Source organism: Pseudomonas sp. B14(2017) (assembly GCF_002113255.1).
Classification (GTDB): Bacteria; Pseudomonadota; Gammaproteobacteria; order Pseudomonadales; family Pseudomonadaceae; genus Aquipseudomonas; species Aquipseudomonas putida_Z.
Window position 1 is genome coordinate 170,097 of record NZ_NEJY01000002.1, and the last position, 17,968, is coordinate 188,064.

Genomic DNA, 17,968 nt, shown 5'->3' on the forward strand with positions numbered 1-17,968 from the left:
GGAAATCCTGCCTTGGTTTTGCCCATTTAGAAACCCTTGTTGGGGTTTTCCGGCTTAATCTCGGGATTTTCCTACGGGTAAATTGGTAAATAATCATTGCTCGATGCTTTGCCTGTCGATCCGGAATCCGTCGATCCCTGCCTTGGCCAGCTGCGTTGCAATGGCTTGAACCTCGGTGGTCGCAAAAAATCCTGCAAGCTGTTGACCGCGCTTTTCGCCGATACCGGGCATGGCTTGCCATTCAAGGTTTGTGCGGGCAGCAAGCTCCAGCCAGTCGCCTGTCACCTGCATGCCGGTGGGGGTGGGCGCACCCAGCCCGCGCAGCCATTGGGCAAAGGGCCGTGAGCGGGCTTGGTCGAAACTGCCCAGCAACTGCGCAGCCGTTGCGTCACTGATACCGGCTACCTGGCCCAGGCGCTCGGCATCCAGATGCAGCCAGTCGGTCATCGAGGTCACCAGCCCGGCAGCCACCAGTCGGCGCCAGGTGCCGGGGCCGGTGCGCGGCAGGGCCAGCCCCTGCTTGCCGCTGAGCCAGGTGAGGCGGGCAATGAACTGGTCCTCGCAGCCTTCGCTGGCCTGCCAGCAACTGTGGGCATGATGTTGGCCGGGCGCTGGTGCGGTTACCGGTTGGCGCTCGGCGGCGCGGTGCACCACTTGCTCCAGGCGCGGGATGGTCAGCCCGGCAAGGCTGACGGCCACCTGGTCACCGGGGCGGATGTCGAGCTTGAGCCAGCGTGCCAGCGAGCCCAGGCTCACCTGGGTGATTCGCCGGTCGTCCAGGGTAACCGGCAGCACGTGCAACACTGGCGTGACCCTGCCTGTGCGGCCAACGCGGAAGCGTACTTCGCGCACTTCGGCCAGGGCCTGCGTGTACGGGTGCTTCCACGCCGCGATCCAGTAGGGTGCCTTGGCCTGCCAGCGCTCGGCCGGCGGCCGGACGCCTTGGCGCAACACCACGCCATCGGTGGCGAAGGGCAGGGGTGAGCGGTACCAGTACTCACGCCAGTGCGCGGCATCGTCCGCTGTTTCTATGGCGACGCTGTAATCCTGGCTGTGCGCAAAACCCAGTTCCGCCAGCTTCGCGAGGCGTTCGGCCTGCTGCTCGGGGCCTTGCGGCCAGTCCCACACGAACAGGCCGATGCGCTCGCCTTGCTCACGGCCCAGCTGCTTGCGAGCCAGCAGCCCGGCTACCGTCCCTCGGGCGTTGGCGCTGCCTGCCTGGGCTTGCACATGCGCATCCAGGCGCAGGTAAAGTTCGCCCTGCAGTTGCAGGTCGATGGCCTGGGGCAGCTGCCGGTTGATTGCGTCGAGCAGGGGGATGTGGCGGCTCCAGTCGTGCCCCTGCACGCCGTCCCCCCGGCTGATCAACTGCACCAGCCGGCCCTGTCGGTAGATGAGGGAGACTGCTACGCCATCGACCTTTGGCTGCACCCAGACATCGGCCTTGCCGGCCAGCCAGCGTTCTACAGCCAGGCGGTCGGCCAGCTTGTCGACGCCGGTATGTGGCACCGGATGCGGGATTGGCCCGCCAGCGCTGGCCAGCGGGGACGGGGTGGCCGCGATGCCAAAGCACTGCTGCAGGTGCGCCAGGCGCTGGCGGCTCTGGTCATAGAGTTCATCGGGTACGAGCGCAATGCCCTGGCGATGGTAGTGGTCGTCCCAGTGGGCGAGCGTGGCACGCAGTTGGGCCACTTCAGTTTCAACTTGTTGCGGGTTCCACTTGGGGCATTGGCCGGCCCAAATCAGTGGGGCCTGGAGTGCGAGCAGTACGGCGAATAGCAGCATGAGCGGCATGGCCAGCATCCTTGCATGGCGGGTGGGAGCCCTCAGCCTAGGCAGGTAGCGTGAGGGTCGCCATGCAGCGTTTGTCAGCCCATATGTCACAAAAAAGCCCCTGCCGATTGCTCGGCAGGGGCTTTCGTCCAGCGCCGTAGGAAACTTACAGGCCGGCAGCGTCACGCAGCGACTGGGCGCGGTCGGTGCGCTCCCAGGTGAAGGTGGTGAAGGTGTCGTCGCCGACCGTCTTCTGCTGCGGGGTACGGCCGAAGTGGCCGTAGGCAGCGGTTTCCTGGTACATCGGGTGCAGCAGGTCGAGCATGGTGGTGATGGCGTAAGGACGCAGGTCGAAGCACTCGCGCACCAGCTGGATGATCTTGTCGTCGGAGACCTTGCCGGTACCGAAGGTGTTGATCGAGATGGAGGTCGGCTGGGCCACGCCGATGGCGTACGACACCTGGATCTCGCAACGCTCGGCCAGGCCGGCGGCGACGATGTTCTTGGCCACGTAGCGGCCGGCGTAGGCGGCGGAACGGTCGACCTTGGACGGGTCCTTGCCGGAGAACGCGCCACCACCATGGCGGGCCATGCCGCCGTAGGAGTCGACGATGATCTTGCGCCCGGTCAGGCCGCAGTCACCCACCGGGCCACCGATGATGAAGTTGCCGGTCGGGTTGATGTGGTACTGGGTGCCCTTGTGCAGCAGTTCGGCAGGCAGGGTGTGCTTGACGATCAGCTCCATCACGGCTTCCTGCAGGTCTTTCTGCGAAACCTCAGGGTTGTGCTGGGTCGACAGCACCACGGCGTCGATACCGACCACCTTGCCATTTTCGTAACGGCAGGTGACCTGCGACTTGGCGTCCGGACGCAGCCATGGCAGCAGTTTCGATTTGCGCGCCTCGGCCTGGCGCTCGACCAGACGGTGCGAGAAGCAGATCGGTGCCGGCATCAGCACATCGGTTTCGTTGCTGGCGTAGCCGAACATCAGGCCCTGGTCACCGGCGCCCTGGTCTTCCGGGCGGGAGCGGTCGACGCCCTGGGCGATGTCCACCGACTGCTTGCCGATGATGTTCATCACGGCGCAGGTGGCGCCGTCGAAACCGACGTCGGAGCTGTTGTAGCCGATGTCGATGATGACCTTGCGCACCAGCTCTTCCAGGTCGACCCAGGCGGAGGTGGTGACTTCGCCGGCGATGATGGCGACACCGGTCTTGACCAGGGTTTCGCAGGCTACGCGGGCGTATTTGTCCTGGGCGATGATGGCATCAAGGACGGCGTCCGAAATCTGGTCGGCGATCTTGTCCGGATGCCCTTCGGACACGGACTCGGAGGTGAAAAGGGAGTATTCGCTCATCTCGAAGGTTCCTGAAATTTACCGATGTTGTATGTCGCCAGCCGTCCGCTGGAAATGGCGGACCTGAATCTGGAAACCGTTACGCAAGCCCACGTACAGGCTGTCCCCGGGGGCCAGCCCGGCGGCGTTGGCCCAACGGGCCAGGTCGTCCTGTTCGAAGCCAAGCCACAGGTCGCCGCAGGCTTCGCGCGCCCACCCCTGGTCATGGCTGCACAGTTCGGTTACCAGCAGGCTGCCGCCTGCCTTCACCCGTTTGGCCAGCTGGCGCAAGGCCAGGGCCGGGTCGCTGAAATGGTGCAGCACCATGTTCAGCACAACGCAGTCGGCGGCCACATCCGTTGCACCCAGTGCATCGGCCAACTGCAGGTTCACGTTGTCGAGCCCTTCGCGCTGGCACACCTGGCGCGCCAGTTCGAGCATGGTCGGGCTGTTGTCCAGGGCGGTGACCTGGGCGAAGCGCCGGGCCAGGTCGGGCAGGAAGCCACCGTCACCGGGGCCGACCTCCAGAGCGCTGGCGGACGGGTCGAAATTCAGTTTGTCGAGCAACGCCAGCAGGCTTTCGCGGTACTGCGGCAGGCCGGCGATCAGGTCTTGCTGGGCGCGGAATTTCTCTTCCACGCGCAGGAAGAAGTCCTGGCTGGTGGCTGCGCGGCGTTGCTGCACCTGAGCGATGCGCGCCTGCACGTCAGGCGGCAGGGCCAGGTCGTCCACTTCTTCGAGCAGCGCCGCGTGCAGCCGACCGCCCAGGCGCAGGCTGTCGGGCAGGGCGCGGCGGTAGAAGATGGCATTGCCCTCGCGGCGGGTCGCCACCAGCTCGGCCTGGGCCAGTACCTTCAGGTGGTGGCTCATGCCCGACTGGCCCACGTCGAAGATCTGCGCCAGCTCCAGCACGCCGAACGAGTCGTTGGCCAGGGCGCGCAATACGTTCAGGCGCAACTCGTCGCCACTGGCTTTGCACAGGACAGCCAATGCTTCGCTTTGCTCGGGGATCGATTGCGCACGGAGGTTCATGGTGCGGCAGTCTAGACAGGCATCGTTGCCCTAGCAAGGCCAATATCAAAAAGTTTTGATATTGGCTGATGGGCGGAGTGCGGGGTTGCCCTTTCGGGCCTCTTCGCGGGTGAACCCGCTCCCACAGGTTCAGCACTGCCCTCAGCCTTGGTGCGACCCTGTGGGAGCGGGTTCACCCGCGAAGAAGTCGGCACCGATTTCCAGATTTTGCCCCGAAATCAGTGCCAATCAGAGGAAAATCCCCCGACTGCGACCATACGTCATTGCCCCAAGCCCCCCCAGTGGGCGAAAATGGCCGCCTTTTTTCGTGACACCACCTATTCAAGCCCCCCAGGAGATCAGCGATGCCCAGCCGTCGTGAACGTGCCAACGCCATTCGTGCCCTCAGCATGGATGCCGTGCAAAAGGCCAACAGCGGCCACCCAGGTGCCCCCATGGGCATGGCGGATATCGCCGAAGTGCTTTGGCGCGACTATCTGAAGCACAACCCGAGCAACCCGAGTTTCGCCGACCGTGACCGCTTCGTGCTGTCCAACGGCCACGGTTCGATGCTGATCTACTCGCTGCTGCACCTGACCGGCTACGACGTCACCATCGATGACATCAAAGGCTTCCGCCAGCTGCACAGCCGCACCCCGGGCCACCCGGAATACGGCTACACCCCAGGCGTCGAGACCACCACCGGCCCGCTCGGCCAGGGTATCGCCAACGCCGTGGGCTTCGCCCTGGCCGAAAAAGTGCTCGCTGCCCAGTTCAACCGTGACGGCCACAACATCGTCGACCACAACACCTACGTGTTTCTCGGCGACGGCTGCATGATGGAAGGTATCTCCCACGAAGTCGCTTCGCTGGCCGGCACCCTGGGCCTGAACAAGCTGATCGCCTTCTATGACGACAACGGCATTTCCATCGACGGCGAAGTGCACGGCTGGTTCACCGACAACACCCCGGCGCGCTTCGAAGCGTACAACTGGCAGGTGATCCGTAACGTCGACGGCCATGACGCCGACGAGATCAAGACCGCTATCGAGACCGCTCGCAAGAGCGATCGCCCGACCCTGATCTGCTGCAAGACCATCATCGGTTTCGGCTCGCCGAACAAGCAGGGCAAGGAAGACTGCCACGGCGCACCGCTGGGCAACGACGAAATCGCCCTGGCCCGCAAGGAACTGAACTGGAACCACGGCCCGTTCGAAATCCCGGCCGAGATCTACGCCGAGTGGGACGCCAAGGCTGCCGGTGCCAAGGCCGAAGCCGACTGGAACCAGCGCTTCGACGCCTACGCCAAGGCCTACCCGGAGCTGGCTGCCGAGTTCAAGCGCCGTGACAGCGGCGAACTGCCGGCCGACTTCAGCGAGAAGGCCCAGGCCTACATCAACGAAGTGGCCGCCAAGGGCGAAACCATCGCCAGCCGCAAGGCCAGCCAGAACGCCCTGAACGCCTTCGGCCCGCTGCTGCCAGAGTTCCTCGGCGGTTCGGCCGACCTGGCCGGTTCCAACCTGACCCTGTGGAAGGGCTGCAAGGGTGTAGAAGCCAACGACGCCAGCGGCAACTACGTGTTCTACGGCGTGCGTGAGTTCGGCATGACCGCCATCATGAACGGCGTTGCCCTGCACGGTGGCCTGGTGCCTTACGGCGCGACCTTCCTGATGTTCATGGAGTACGCCCGCAACGCAGTGCGCATGTCGGCACTGATGAAGCAGCGCGTGATCCACGTCTACACCCACGACTCCATCGGCCTGGGCGAAGACGGCCCGACTCACCAGCCGATCGAGCAACTGACCAGCCTGCGCAGCACGCCGAACCTGGACACCTGGCGCCCAGCCGACGCGGTGGAATCCGCCGTGTCCTGGAAAAACGCCCTGGAGCGCAAGGACGGCCCTTCGGCGCTGATTTTCTCGCGCCAGAACCTGCAGCACCAGGACCGCAACGCCCAGCAGATCGCCGACATCAGCCGCGGCGGCTACGTGCTCAAGGACTGCGCCGGCGAGCCTGAGCTGATCCTGATCGCCACCGGTTCCGAAGTGGGCCTGGCTGTTCAGGCGCACGCCAAGCTGACCGAACAAGGCCGCAAGGTACGCGTGGTTTCCATGCCGTGCACCAGCGTGTTCGATGCCCAGGACGCTGCCTACAAGCAGTCCGTGCTGCCGCTGGAAGTGGGTGCGCGTATCGCCATCGAAGCCGCTCACGCCGACTTCTGGTACAAGTACGTCGGCCTGGAAGGTCGTATCATCGGCATGACCACTTACGGTGAGTCGGCGCCGGCTTCGGCACTGTTCGAAGAGTTCGGTTTCACCCTGGAGAACATCCTCGGTACTGCCGAAGAGCTGCTGGAAGACTGATGTATCAATGGAGGGCAGTGACGCCCTCCAGGTCGTGCAAGGGGGAGGGCTTCGCCCTCCATCGCGACACAAGGCCGCTCCTACAGGGTACTGCGCATGCAGCTCCTTGTAGGAGCGGCCTTGTGTCGCGATGGGCCGCAACGCGGCCCCAACAGCCATCATGCGTTAGCGAGCCAACGAATGCCCCACCTGCGTCCCTACAAAGTTGCACTCAACGGTTATGGCCGTATCGGCCGCTGTGTCCTGCGCGCGCTGTTCGAGCGGGGGGCAAAGGCCGGTTTCGAGATCGTCGCGCTGAACGACCTGGCCGACCAGGCCAGCCTGGAATACCTGACACGCTTCGACTCCACCCACGGGCGTTTCCCCGGTGAGGTGAAGGTCGATGGCGACTGTCTGCATATCAATGGCGACTGCGTGAAGGTGATGCGCAGTGCCACCCCCGAAGGCATCGACTGGGCCGCCCTGGACATCGACCTGGTGCTGGAGTGCTCCGGCGCCTATCACACCCGCGCCGATGGCCAGCGTTTCCTCGACGCCGGCGCGCCGCGGGTGCTGTTCTCGCAGCCGATGGCCAGCGAGGCCGACGTCGATGCCACGGTGGTCTACGGCGTCAACCAGGCCTGCCTGACCGGCAACGAGCGCCTGGTGTCCAACGCATCGTGCACCACCAACTGCGGCGTGCCGCTGCTGCGCGTGCTGGACCAGGCATTCGGCATCGAGTACGTGCAGATCACCACCATCCACTCGGCGATGAACGACCAGCCGGTGATCGACGCCTACCACCACGAAGACCTGCGCCGCACGCGCTCGGCCTTCCAGTCGGTGATCCCGGTGTCCACTGGTCTGGCGCGTGGCATCGAGCGCCTGCTTCCGGAACTTGCCGGGCGAATCCAGGCCAAAGCGGTACGCGTACCGACCGTCAACGTCTCGTGCCTGGACATCACCCTGCAGACCGCCCGCGATACCAGCGCGGCCGAAGTCAACCGGGTGCTGCGCGAGGCGGCGCTGGAAGGCCCGCTGAAAGGCTTGCTGGCCTACACCGAGTTGCCCCACGCCAGCTGTGATTTCAACCATGACCCGCATTCGGCGATCGTCGATGCCAGCCAGACCCGTGTTTCCGGCCCTCGCCTGGTGAACCTGCTGGCCTGGTTCGACAACGAATGGGGGTTCGCCAACCGTATGCTCGACGTTGCCGAACACTATCTGCACGTCGTCCACCCAACCCGCAACAAACAGCCCTGAAGGACTGCATTCATGACCGTGTTGAAGATGACCGACCTCGACCTGCAAGGTAAGCGCGTATTGATCCGCGAAGACCTCAACGTGCCTGTGAAGGACGGTGTGGTAGCCAGCGACGCGCGTATCCTGGCAGCGCTGCCGACCATCAAGCTGGCCCTGGAGAAGGGCGCGGCGGTAATGGTCTGCTCGCACCTGGGCCGCCCGACCGAGGGCGAGTTCTCTGACGAGAACAGCCTCAAGCCGGTCGCCGACTACCTGAGCAAGGCCCTGGGCCGCGGCGTACCGCTGGTTGCCGACTACCTGGATGGTGTCGAGGTCAAGGCTGGTGACCTGGTACTGTTCGAGAACGTGCGCTTCAACAAGGGCGAGAAGAAGAACGCCGACGAGCTGGCGCAGAAATACGCCGCCCTGTGCGACGTGTTCGTAATGGACGCTTTCGGTACTGCCCACCGTGCCGAAGGTTCGACCCATGGCGTTGCCAAGTTCGCCAAGGTCGCTGCTGCCGGCCCGCTGCTGGCAGCCGAGCTGGACGCCCTGGGCAAGGCCCTGAAGGCCCCGGCCAAACCGATGGCAGCCATCGTTGCCGGCTCCAAGGTCTCCACCAAGCTGGACGTGCTGAACAGCCTGAGCTCGGTCTGCGACCAGCTGATCGTCGGTGGCGGCATCGCCAACACCTTCCTGGCCGCAGCCGGCCACCCGGTGGGCAAGTCGCTGTACGAGCCTGACCTGGTCGACACCGCCAAGGCCATCGCCGCCAAGGTCAGCGTGCCTCTGCCGGTCGACGTGGTGGTTGCCAAGGAGTTCGCCGAGAGCGCCGAAGCCACCGTCAAGGCCATTGCCGACGTTGCCGCTGACGACATGATCCTGGACATCGGCCCGCAAACCGCAGCCAATTTCGCCGAGTTGCTGAAGTCGTCGAAGACCATCCTGTGGAACGGCCCGGTCGGCGTGTTCGAATTCGACCAGTTCGGCAACGGCACCAAGGTGCTGGCCAAGGCCATCGCCGACAGCGCTGCGTTCTCCATCGCCGGTGGCGGTGACACCCTGGCAGCCATCGACAAATATGGCGTTGGCGCCGATATCTCCTACATTTCTACCGGTGGTGGCGCCTTCCTCGAGTTCGTCGAGGGCAAGGTCCTGCCGGCCGTGGCAATCCTGGAAGAGCGGGCCAAGGCCTGATGACGTCGGCGCTTGGCAAAGGGAGCGGCCTGATGGTCAAGCAATTGCCTGTGATGATGCTGGCTGGCCTGCTGAGCGCATGCGCCGGCAGCCCGGCCTCGGATGCCGACCCGGCGCAGCCGCCCAAGGGCGGTTGCTACCAGTCCGAGTGGCAGGCCGAGACCGTGCCGGTCATCAGCAAGCGCGTGGGCCCGGAAGGCCTGGAAAAGTACGACGAAGACCACCAGCGCAAGGCGCCGGGTTGCCCTTGATCGGGTAACAGGCAACCTGAAGGCTGATTTGTGGTCTTGAGGTAGGGGCCGCTGTGCGGCCCTTCGCGGGCTTGCCCGCTCCCACAGGTACAGCGCTTGACCTGTGGGAGCGGGCAAGCCCGCGAAGGGCTGCACAGCAGCCCCCAATCGAGGAAACTGAATGAAAGCGCTTTTGGCCGTGACGGCCCTGGCGACACTGGCAGGATGCTCGCTGCTGAAGCCGGCGCAACCCGCCCCGGCAGACGACTGGACCCGCTGGGTCTGCGACACCCAGGCTGAAGTGCTGTGGCGCTTCGCCGATGCGCAGCGCGACCAGGTCGATGTGCGCCTTGGTGGCGGCGACCAGGTCTACCGGCTCAAGGCCGAGCCGGGTGCCTCGGGTGCGCTGTACAGCGATGGCATGCTGGCCTTCCATACCAAGGGCGAAGAAGGCCTGGTGTACTGGGTGGCAACCAACGATCTGATTGGGCGGGGCTGCAAGGCACCGTGACTGGCCGGGCCGCTAGGGTGGCCCACTACTTGAACAGCAACCGCCCCTGCGGCAGGCTTGCACGAAACAAACGACGCTTGTCGGGAGAGAGATACACAATGGCACTCATTAGCATGCGCCAGATGCTGGACCACGCCGCCGAGTTCGGTTACGGCGTACCAGCTTTCAACGTCAACAACCTCGAGCAGATGCGCGCCATCATGGAAGCGGCCGACAAGACCGACTCCCCGGTGATCGTCCAGGCTTCGGCCGGTGCCCGCAAATACGCCGGTGCCCCGTTCCTGCGTCACCTGATCCTGGCAGCCATCGAAGAATTTCCGCATATCCCGGTGTGCATGCACCAGGACCACGGCACCAGCCCTGACGTCTGCCAGCGTTCGATCCAGCTGGGCTTCAGCTCGGTGATGATGGACGGCTCGCTGGGTGAAGATGGCAAGACCCCGACCGACTACGAGTACAACGTCCGCGTTACCCAGCAGACCGTTGCCATGGCCCACGCCTGCGGCGTTTCGGTAGAAGGCGAGCTGGGCTGCCTGGGTTCGCTGGAAACCGGCATGGCCGGTGAAGAAGACGGCATCGGTGCCGAAGGCGTGCTGGACCACAGCCAGATGCTGACCGACCCGGAAGAGGCTGCCGACTTCGTCAAGAAGACCCAGGTCGACGCCCTGGCGATCGCCATCGGGACCAGCCACGGTGCCTACAAGTTCACCAAGCCACCAACCGGTGACGTGCTGGCCATCGACCGCATCAAGGAAATCCACAAGCGCATCCCCAACACCCACCTGGTGATGCACGGTTCGTCCTCGGTACCGCAAGAGTGGCTGGCGATCATCAACCAGTACGGCGGCGACATCAAGGAAACCTACGGTGTACCGGTCGAGGAAATCGTCGAAGGTATCAAGTACGGCGTGCGCAAGGTCAACATCGACACCGACCTGCGTCTGGCTTCCACCGGCGCCATGCGCCGCCTGATGGCGCAGAACCCGAGCGAGTTCGACCCGCGCAAGTTCTTCGGTGAAACCGTCAAGGCCATGCGTGACGTGTGCATCGCCCGTTACGAAGCCTTCGGCACCGCTGGCAATGCCTCGAAGATCAAGCCGATCTCCCTGGAAGGCATGTACCAGCGCTACCTGAAAGGTGAGCTGGCCGCCAAGGTCAACTGATCTTCTGGTATTAATGAAAAAGCCCGCAGCGATGCGGGTTTTTTCATTTTTGGGTGTTAGAACCTTATGCCTGTGCCGGCCTCTTCGCGGGTAAACCCGCTCCCACAGGTTACTCGCTGGCCTGGAAAACAGTGAGGAACTTGTGGGAGCGGGTTTACCCGCGAAGAGGCCGGCACATATTCCCGGCAAAGCGACCGTTAGTCGGCTACCGTATAGTTGAGGCACTGATAGCGTTCTGATTGCATTGCGTGTTATCCGCTCAGGTCTAGAGTACTAGTGGATCCAACCGTATCTTGAAGTCGGTCACATAATAGAGAAGCAGCATGGATGGCGCTCACCCTCACCCCCAACCTCAGCCACTGGATGGCAGCTCGGTTCTTCTGGTGGTAGATGATTACCCCGAAAACCTCATCAGCATGCGGGCATTGCTGGCCCGTCAGGATTGGCAGGTGCTGACGGCAAACTCGGGGATGGAAGCCCTGAGCGCGTTGCTCGAGCACGATGTCGACCTGGTCCTGCTGGATGTACAGATGCCGGAGATGGACGGCTTCGAAGTCGCCCGGCTGATGCGCGGCAGCCAGCGTACCCGGCTGACCCCGATCATTTTCCTCACCGCCAACGAACAGTCCGAAGCGGCCGTGCTCAAGGGCTACGCCAGCGGCGCCGTGGACTACATGTTCAAACCGTTCGACCCGCAAATCCTCAAGCCCAAGGTCCAGGCCCTGCTCGACCAGCAGCGCAACCGGCGCATGCTGCAGCGGCTGACCCGCGAGCTGGAAGCGGCCAGGGCGTTCAATGCATCGATCCTGGAGAACGCCGCCGAGGGCATTCTGGTGGTGGATGCCCAGGGCATCATCAGCTTTGCCAACCCGGCCATTTCCCGTTTGTTGTCAGCGCCGGTGCAGCAGTTGCAGGGCGCCCATCTGCTCGACCTGGTGCAGCTGACCAGTGCCAGCCTGTGGAACGAATCGGACTTCTACCAGGCCTACCTGGGGCGGCGCATCTTCCGCGTGCACGATGCCCAGCTGCGTACCCTTGGCGGCGAGCTGGTGCCGGTGGCGTTGTCCTGTGCGCCACTGCCGGCAGAACAGCAGGCAATGGTGGTCACCGTGCTGGACATGTCGGTGGTGCGCAACCTGCACCAGCAGCTAGAGTACCAGGCCGTTACCGACCCGCTTACCGGCCTGCTCAACCGCCGCGGGTTCTACCAGGCCGCCGAAGGTGCGCTGCTGCGCAACGAGCGTTCGGACAAGGCGCAGGCGCTGATGTACATGGACCTGGATGGCTTCAAGCGCATCAACGACTCGCTCGGCCACGACGCGGGCGACCGGGTGCTGCACTGGGTAGCCGAACAGCTCAAGGATTGCCTGGGCAGTGAAGCGCTGCTGGCGCGCATGGGCGGGGACGAGTTCACCGCACTGTTCGACAGCCTGCCTTACCCGGAGCAGGCCGGGCGTTATGCCGAGCGGTTGCTGGAACGCATTTCCATCAGCCACCAGGTGGAAGGGCTGGATGTGAGCCTTGGGGTGAGCATCGGCATCGCCACCTATCCGGATTGCGGCGCCAATGTCGAAGGCCTCTTGCGTGCGGCCGATGCGGCGATGTACGCGGCCAAGCAGGCGGGGCGCCAGCAGTATCGCTTCTACGATCAGGAGCTCAACGGCCGGGCGCGTTCGCGGCTGATGCTCGAGGACAGCGTACGCACGGCCGTGGAGCAGCAAGACTTCACTCTGGTTTACCAGCCGCAGGTTGGCTTCAACGATGGCCGCCTGCGTGGCTTCGAGGCCTTGCTGCGTTGGCAGCATCCCAGTGTCGGCGACGTTCCGCCGGGGCTGTTCATCCCGTTGCTGGAAGAGGCGCGCTTGATCAACCGCCTGGCCAGCTGGATCTACCGCCAAGGCGCGGCTCAGCGCCAGGCCTGGTGCCAGCATTTCCCGGCGGACCTGGTGCTGGGTATCAGCCTGAGCCGTGCGCAGTTCGCCATGCCAAGCCTGGTCGACGAACTGCACCGGGTCATCCAGCTTTACCAGCTGGACCCGGCGCAGCTGGAAGTGGAGGTGGCGGAAACCTCGCTGATGTACAACATCGATGCGGCGGTGAAACAGATACACCGCTTGCGCGAGCTGGGTATGCGGGTGGCGCTGGATGACTTTGGTGCGGGCGACTGTTCGTTGCGCATGTTGCGCGACCTGCCGATCGATACCCTCAAGCTCGACCGCCACCTGGTCGCGCGCCTGCCCGACTCGGCGGTGGATGCCGCGCTGGTGCGCAGCGTCATCGGCCTGTGCGCCGACTACAGCATCACGGTGATCGCCGAGGGGGTGGAAACCCCGGCCCAGGCGGCCTGGCTCAAGGCCAATGGCTGTGAGTACGTGCAGGGGTTCCTGGTGGCTTACCCGATGACCGCCACGGATGCCAGCAGCTTCCCGGTGATTTTCTCCTGGGCGGGGCCATGATTGGCTAGAATCGGCATTCGTTACACCGAATGCAGCGCCATGACCGTATTACGATACTTGCAAGCCTACCCCCCGCACCTGCAGCAGCAGGTGCGGGAGATGATCGACAGCGACCGCCTGGGCGAGTACCTGCAGCGCCGCTACCCCGACCGCCATGACGTGCAGAACGACAAGGCGTTGTACGGCTATGCCCAGGATTTGCGCCAGCAATACCTGCGCAGCGCGCCGAACCTGGACAAGGTACTGTTTGACAATCGTCTCGACCTGACCCATCGGGCCCTGGGCCTGAATACGGCGATATCAAGGGTGCAGGGCGGCAAGCTCAAGGCGAAGAAGGAAATCCGCATTGCCTCGCTGTTCAAGGAGGCCGCGCCGCAATTCTTGCGCATGATCGTGGTGCACGAACTGGCACACCTGCGCGAGCGCGACCACAACAAGGCGTTCTACCAGCTCTGCCAGCACATGGAGCCGGACTACCACCAACTGGAATTCGACCTGCGCGTCTACCTGACCTATCGGGAGCTGCCGGGCAACTGTTAAGGACCACGCAGCATGGAAGTGAGCAAGACCAAGAGCAGCTTCTACCGCCGCCTGTACGTGGCCTGGCTGATCGACAGCCAGACCGCGACCAGCGTGCCGGCCCTGATGGAGGCCACCGGCATGCCCCGGCGCACCGCCCAGGACACCATTGCGGCGCTGGCCGACCTGGATATCGTCTGCGAGTTCGAACAGCTGGAAGGCGCGCGCAACCACGCCGGGCATTACCGCATTCATGACTGGGGGGCGATCGACAAGCAGTGGATCATCCGGCACCTGCGGCAGGTTCGCGAAGTGCTGGGGTATCCCTGATCCACTGGGGGCTGCTACAGGTAATCGCGTTCCCTTGTAGGAGCGGCCTTGCGTCGCGAAAGGGGGGCGAAGCACCCCCGGCGATCTCAACCCTTGCGCATCCCGATATGCGGAATGTCATCCTCAAGATATTCCTCGCCCACCACCGCGAACCCATGCCGGGCATAGAACCCCTGCAAATGCGCCTGCGCCGACAGATAGACCGGCACCCCCGGCCAGCAATGCTCCGCTGCCTCCAACCCCTTGAGCAGCAAGGTATGCCCCAGCTTCAGCTCGCGCGCCGCAGGTGCAGTCACCACCCGCCCGATCACCACATCCCCACCCTGGGATTGCGGGTCGAGCAGGCGCAGGTAGGCCACCAGCTTGTCATCCTGCCAGCCCATCAGGTGCAGGGTATCGCCGGTCAGGTCCTGGCCATCGACTTCCTGGTAGGCGCAGCGCTGCTCGACCACGAACACTTCAGTGCGTAATTGCAGAATGGCGTAGAGCTGGTCCTTGCTGAGATCGGTGTGGTGCTTGCAGAGCCAGTCGATGGACATTGGCGCGAACTCCTTGAGTGGGCCGTCGATCATCGCATGATGTATGGGGCACGGCCAAAATAGAGGCTAAATGACACTATTGGCCGCTGCCCTGTGCGACGGCTTTGTGTAATCTCGTCGGCAGTGTGTGCCCTCCATTGCGAAAGGACGTGAGCATGCGGCCACTGCTTTGTGTTCTGGGGTTGCTGGCAATGATACTTGCAACACCCGCATCGGGTTACGAAAAGCTACGCCTGGTGGCCGACAATTGGCCGCCGTTCACCGATGCCAGCATGCCGGGCGGTGGCCTGGCGACCAGCATCGTCACCACGGCGCTGGCCCGGGCCGGCTACACCAGTGGGGTCGAAGAGGCACCGTGGGCGCGGGCCCTGCTGGGGGTGAGCGAGGGGCGTTACGACGTGCTGATCAACGCCTGGTACAACGACTCGCGCGCCAGCATCGGGCAGTTTTCCAGAGCCTACCTGGTCAACCGCATTCGCCTGTTGCAACGCAAGGGCGAGGCGTTTCGCTACAAGCGCCAGTCAGACTTGTACCCCTACAGCATCGCTGTGGTGCGTGATTACGCCTATTCCCCCGAGTTCGACCGCGACACCCGCCTGCACAAGGTGGCGGTGCGCAACTTTCCCTCTGCGGTACGCATGCTGGCGGCGGGGCGGGTGGACCTGGCGGTGGAAGACGAGTACGTGGCCCGTTACAACTTGCAGCGCGAACTGCCGGAGGTGCGCGATGGGGTGATGCTGGTGGAGCCGCCGTTGGGGGAGAACACCCTGCATATCCTGGTCAGCCTGAAAAACCCGGAGCATGCGCGGATCGTCGAGCGGTTCGAGCAGGCGATAGCGGCGATGAAGGCGGATGGCAGCTATGCGCGGCTCATGCGTCAGCATGGCTTCTGAGCTATATCTTCTGTGCCGGCCTCTTCGCGGGTAAACCCGCTCCCACAGGTATTACACAGGTCTTGAAACTTGTGGGGTTCCTGTGGGAGCGGGTTCACCCGCGAAGAGGCCGGCACAGGCGATAGTACAACTCAGGCCGGTGCACCTTCCTTGATCAAATGCGCTGCCAGGGTCCGCAGCGGCCCCAGCTGCCGGCAGATCAACGCCAACTGCGTCTGCACCAGCCGCTGGTGCTCGTCCAGCTCTTCCGGCATCTGCTCCAGGGCATTGGCCAGCGCTTCTTCGGCATCACTGTGAATCGCCACCGGCAGCCGCGCGGCCAGGCCGTTGGCAATCTCGTCCAGGCTGCTGGCCAGGCTTTGCCCGGCACCTTCGATCAACTGTTCCTGCACCTCCGCCGGCAAGGCCGTGTCGCGGTGCGCGCCCAGCCCCGAGAGGTAGCTGAGCAAGGTATGCGACAGCACCAGGAAGCGGAAGCCGACGTCGGCCTCCTTCCGGAAATGCCCCGGCTCCATCAGCATGTTGGCCAGGGTGGTGGACAGCGCCGCGTCGGCGTTGTGGGCGTTGCGCCGGGCCAGGCGGTAGGCCAGGTCATCGCGCTTGCCGTGGGCATACTGCTGCATGATCTGCCGCAGGTACACGCTGGCGCAGGCCAGGGTATTGGCCAGCGCCTTGTTCAGCCGCCGCCCCTGCCAGTCGGGGAGGAACAGGAACACCGCGAGGATGGCGATCAGGCTGCCGACCAGGGTATCGAACAGGCGCGGCAGGAACAGGCCATAGCCATCGCCGATCTGGTTGAAGCAGAACAGCACCATCAGGGTGATCGCGGCCGTGGCCAAGGTGTAGCGGGTGGTGCGGTTGACGAAGAACACCACCCCGGCGACCACGGCGAACAACGACTGGATGACCGGGTTTGGGAACAGGTCGAACAATGCCCAGCCCACCGTCAGGCCGACGGCGGTGCCGGCTATCCGCTGCACCAGCTTGCGCCGGGTCGCACCGTAGTTGGGCTGGCACACGAACAGCGTGGTGAGAATGATCCAGTAGCCCTGGGTGGGGTGGATCAGGTGCACCATGCCATAGCCGATCGACAGTGCCAGCGGCAGGCGCAGGGCATGGCGGAACAGCAGCGAAGTCGGAGTCAATTGGGTGCGCAGGCGCGTCCACACATCCTTCAGCGAGCGTGGCGAGCGGTCGAGCAGGCTGCTATCGCTGGTGTCGGCCAGGCTGTCCGGGTTGCTGGCGGCGCTGAGCAGGCGGTCGAGCGTCGCCAGGTTGGCCGCCAGCGCCCGCAACGAGCGAAGCAGGCTACGCCAGGCCGGGTTGTTCTGCATGCGCAGGTGTTCCAGCGAGGCGTTGAGGTCTTCGAGGGCTTCGGGATAACCGCTGGCCAGCACGAACGGCTGGCGCAGGCGGATCGAGCGGGCCAGTTCCTGGCAGGACGAGCCCTGCTTGCGCAGCAGGCGCTGGCAGCGGAACATCACGTCGCTGTGGAAAAAAGCCTCGGTCAGGGCGTTGTAGGGATAGTGCGAGGCACTGACCCGTTCATGGATGTCCTGGGCCAGGAAGTACAGCTTGAGGTAGCGGCTGACCTTGGAGTTCGGCTGGCTGTTGCCCACCCGGTGCAGGATGATTTCCTTGGCTGCGTTGAGCGCCGCCACCACCTTGCCGTTCTGCTGCGCCAGTTCCAGGCGCCGGGCTTCGACGTCAAGGGTGCGGACGGGTTCGAACAGGCTGGCCTTTAGCTTGAGGTAGCTGCCCAGCTCGAAGAACAGCTTGGCCAGGCTCTGCTGCACCGGCTGGTTGGAAAACAGCGCCTGCCACAGCACCGACAGCAGCCCGTACCAGGCCGCACCCGCCACCAGCAGCAGTGGTTCGTGCCAGAAGTCGGTGACCTGGCCGCCGCGCTGGTCCACGCCGATCATGGTGTACACCGCAGTGATCAGGGTCGCTGAAGCGATGGCGCCATAGCGTTCGCCCAGGGCACCGAGCATGGTCAGGCCGAAGGCCGCCAAGGCCAGGGCAATGACGAATACCCACGGGTAGGGGAACAGCAGTTCGACCGCCAGTGCGGCGATGGCAAAACACACCAGGGTGACGGCCAGGGCGCTGAGGCGGCCTTGCCAGCTGTCATCGGTTTCGGCCAGGGCGCTGGCGATGATGCCGAGGAACAGCGGAATCAGCAGGGCCATTTCGTTCTGGTACCAGCACAGGGCCAGGCTGCCGGTGAGGGCGATGGTGACCCGGATGCTGTAGCTGAACTTGTCTTGGCCCCACAGGCGACGCAGTGACTGACGGAACGAGCTCGATGACATGATGGCCTGCTAGGCAGTGATCAGAGAAATACCGTTCGAGGCCGTGTCATTGGGGCCGCTGCCGCGGCCTATCGCCGGCAAGCCAGCTCCCACAGGTACTGCACAGAGCCG

At 64.1% G+C, this 17,968-nt stretch carries 15 protein-coding genes; 10 read left to right on the forward strand and 5 right to left on the reverse strand.

The window, feature by feature from the left end:
* Positions 1-93: 93 nt before the first annotated feature.
* The 3 genes from ligB to CAG34_RS02725 form a co-directional block, all read right to left on the reverse strand.
* Positions 94-1,794: an NAD-dependent DNA ligase LigB gene (gene ligB / locus CAG34_RS02715; RefSeq protein ID WP_085587834.1), complete on the reverse strand. Its 1,701-nt coding sequence runs from the start codon at positions 1,792-1,794 to the stop codon at positions 94-96.
* Between the two features lie 145 nt (positions 1,795-1,939).
* Complete coding sequence (metK, locus tag CAG34_RS02720) at positions 1,940-3,130, reverse strand: methionine adenosyltransferase (RefSeq protein WP_015272060.1); 1,191 nt, start codon at positions 3,128-3,130, stop codon at positions 1,940-1,942.
* Positions 3,131-3,148: 18 nt separating this feature from the next.
* Positions 3,149-4,141: a metalloregulator ArsR/SmtB family transcription factor gene (locus CAG34_RS02725; RefSeq protein ID WP_085587836.1), complete on the reverse strand. Its 993-nt coding sequence runs from the start codon at positions 4,139-4,141 to the stop codon at positions 3,149-3,151.
* Positions 4,142-4,485: 344 nt separating this feature from the next.
* On the opposite strand from CAG34_RS02725, the gene tkt reads away from it, so the two are divergent.
* The 9 genes from tkt (at position 4,486) to CAG34_RS02770 (ending at position 14,110) form a co-directional block, all read left to right on the forward strand.
* Complete coding sequence (gene tkt, locus CAG34_RS02730) at positions 4,486-6,483, forward strand: transketolase (RefSeq protein ID WP_085587838.1); 1,998 nt, start codon at positions 4,486-4,488, stop codon at positions 6,481-6,483.
* Positions 6,484-6,663: 180 nt separating this feature from the next.
* Entirely contained in the window at positions 6,664-7,725 is a 1,062-nt protein-coding gene (gene epd, locus CAG34_RS02735) for an erythrose-4-phosphate dehydrogenase (protein ID WP_013974502.1), read from the forward strand.
* 12 nt (positions 7,726-7,737) lie between these two features.
* On the forward strand, positions 7,738-8,901 hold the full coding sequence (locus CAG34_RS02740) for a phosphoglycerate kinase (RefSeq protein WP_085587840.1): 1,164 nt from the start codon (positions 7,738-7,740) through the stop codon (positions 8,899-8,901).
* Positions 8,901-9,152 carry a hypothetical protein gene (locus CAG34_RS02745; protein WP_025340881.1) on the forward strand — a complete coding sequence of 84 codons (252 nt, stop codon included), beginning with the start codon at positions 8,901-8,903 and terminating at the stop codon, positions 9,150-9,152. Before CAG34_RS02740 ends, CAG34_RS02745 begins: the two co-directional genes overlap by 1 nt.
* Positions 9,153-9,312: 160 nt before the next feature.
* Positions 9,313-9,642, forward strand: coding sequence for an MliC family protein (locus CAG34_RS02750; RefSeq protein ID WP_013974499.1), 330 nt, complete (start codon positions 9,313-9,315; stop codon positions 9,640-9,642).
* A gap of 98 nt (positions 9,643-9,740) precedes the next feature.
* Positions 9,741-10,805, forward strand: coding sequence for a class II fructose-bisphosphate aldolase (fba, locus tag CAG34_RS02755; RefSeq protein WP_016712383.1), 1,065 nt, complete (start codon positions 9,741-9,743; stop codon positions 10,803-10,805).
* Positions 10,806-11,128: 323 nt separating this feature from the next.
* The gene (locus CAG34_RS02760; RefSeq protein ID WP_085587842.1) at positions 11,129-13,261 is read left to right on the forward strand and encodes a bifunctional diguanylate cyclase/phosphodiesterase; all 2,133 of its coding nucleotides are present in this window, start codon (positions 11,129-11,131) and stop codon (positions 13,259-13,261) included.
* A gap of 39 nt (positions 13,262-13,300) precedes the next feature.
* Positions 13,301-13,801 carry a M48 family metallopeptidase gene (locus CAG34_RS02765; RefSeq protein WP_084785286.1) on the forward strand — a complete coding sequence of 167 codons (501 nt, stop codon included), beginning with the start codon at positions 13,301-13,303 and terminating at the stop codon, positions 13,799-13,801.
* Between the two features lie 12 nt (positions 13,802-13,813).
* Positions 13,814-14,110, forward strand: coding sequence for a helix-turn-helix domain-containing protein (locus tag CAG34_RS02770; RefSeq protein WP_085587844.1), 297 nt, complete (start codon positions 13,814-13,816; stop codon positions 14,108-14,110).
* 86 nt (positions 14,111-14,196) lie between these two features.
* Here the strand turns inward: CAG34_RS02770 and CAG34_RS02775 are convergent, their stop codons facing one another.
* Positions 14,197-14,649 (reverse strand): GNAT family N-acetyltransferase, encoded by a 453-nt coding sequence (locus CAG34_RS02775; RefSeq protein ID WP_075046569.1) that lies wholly within the window; start codon positions 14,647-14,649, stop codon positions 14,197-14,199.
* A 155-nt stretch (positions 14,650-14,804) separates the two neighbouring features.
* On the opposite strand from CAG34_RS02775, the gene CAG34_RS02780 reads away from it, so the two are divergent.
* Positions 14,805-15,542: an ABC transporter substrate-binding protein gene (locus CAG34_RS02780; RefSeq protein WP_085587847.1), complete on the forward strand. Its 738-nt coding sequence runs from the start codon at positions 14,805-14,807 to the stop codon at positions 15,540-15,542.
* Between the two features lie 131 nt (positions 15,543-15,673).
* Here the strand turns inward: CAG34_RS02780 and yccS are convergent, their stop codons facing one another.
* Positions 15,674-17,857, reverse strand: coding sequence for a YccS family putative transporter (gene yccS / locus CAG34_RS02785; protein WP_013974492.1), 2,184 nt, complete (start codon positions 17,855-17,857; stop codon positions 15,674-15,676).
* Between the last annotated feature and the right edge of the window lie 111 nt (positions 17,858-17,968).

What these genes read in the sequence shown, in the direction of transcription:
- tkt (WP_085587838.1), top strand. Translation starts at nt 4,486, where the DNA reads ATGCCCAGCCGTCGTGAACGTGCCAACGCCATTCGTGCCCTCAGCATG.
- CAG34_RS02745 (WP_025340881.1), top strand. Translation starts at nt 8,901, where the DNA reads ATGACGTCGGCGCTTGGCAAAGGGAGCGGCCTGATGGTCAAGCAATTG.
- metK (WP_015272060.1), bottom strand. Translation starts at nt 3,130, where the DNA reads ATGAGCGAATACTCCCTTTTCACCTCCGAGTCCGTGTCCGAAGGGCAT.
- CAG34_RS02760 (WP_085587842.1), top strand. Translation starts at nt 11,129, where the DNA reads ATGGATGGCGCTCACCCTCACCCCCAACCTCAGCCACTGGATGGCAGC.
- CAG34_RS02725 (WP_085587836.1), bottom strand. Translation starts at nt 4,141, where the DNA reads ATGAACCTCCGTGCGCAATCGATCCCCGAGCAAAGCGAAGCATTGGCT.
- CAG34_RS02765 (WP_084785286.1), top strand. Translation starts at nt 13,301, where the DNA reads ATGACCGTATTACGATACTTGCAAGCCTACCCCCCGCACCTGCAGCAG.
- epd (WP_013974502.1), top strand. Translation starts at nt 6,664, where the DNA reads ATGCCCCACCTGCGTCCCTACAAAGTTGCACTCAACGGTTATGGCCGT.
- CAG34_RS02740 (WP_085587840.1), top strand. Translation starts at nt 7,738, where the DNA reads ATGACCGTGTTGAAGATGACCGACCTCGACCTGCAAGGTAAGCGCGTA.
- fba (WP_016712383.1), top strand. Translation starts at nt 9,741, where the DNA reads ATGGCACTCATTAGCATGCGCCAGATGCTGGACCACGCCGCCGAGTTC.
- CAG34_RS02770 (WP_085587844.1), top strand. Translation starts at nt 13,814, where the DNA reads ATGGAAGTGAGCAAGACCAAGAGCAGCTTCTACCGCCGCCTGTACGTG.
- yccS (WP_013974492.1), bottom strand. Translation starts at nt 17,857, where the DNA reads ATGTCATCGAGCTCGTTCCGTCAGTCACTGCGTCGCCTGTGGGGCCAA.
- ligB (WP_085587834.1), bottom strand. Translation starts at nt 1,794, where the DNA reads ATGCCGCTCATGCTGCTATTCGCCGTACTGCTCGCACTCCAGGCCCCA.
- CAG34_RS02750 (WP_013974499.1), top strand. Translation starts at nt 9,313, where the DNA reads ATGAAAGCGCTTTTGGCCGTGACGGCCCTGGCGACACTGGCAGGATGC.
- CAG34_RS02775 (WP_075046569.1), bottom strand. Translation starts at nt 14,649, where the DNA reads ATGTCCATCGACTGGCTCTGCAAGCACCACACCGATCTCAGCAAGGAC.
- CAG34_RS02780 (WP_085587847.1), top strand. Translation starts at nt 14,805, where the DNA reads ATGCGGCCACTGCTTTGTGTTCTGGGGTTGCTGGCAATGATACTTGCA.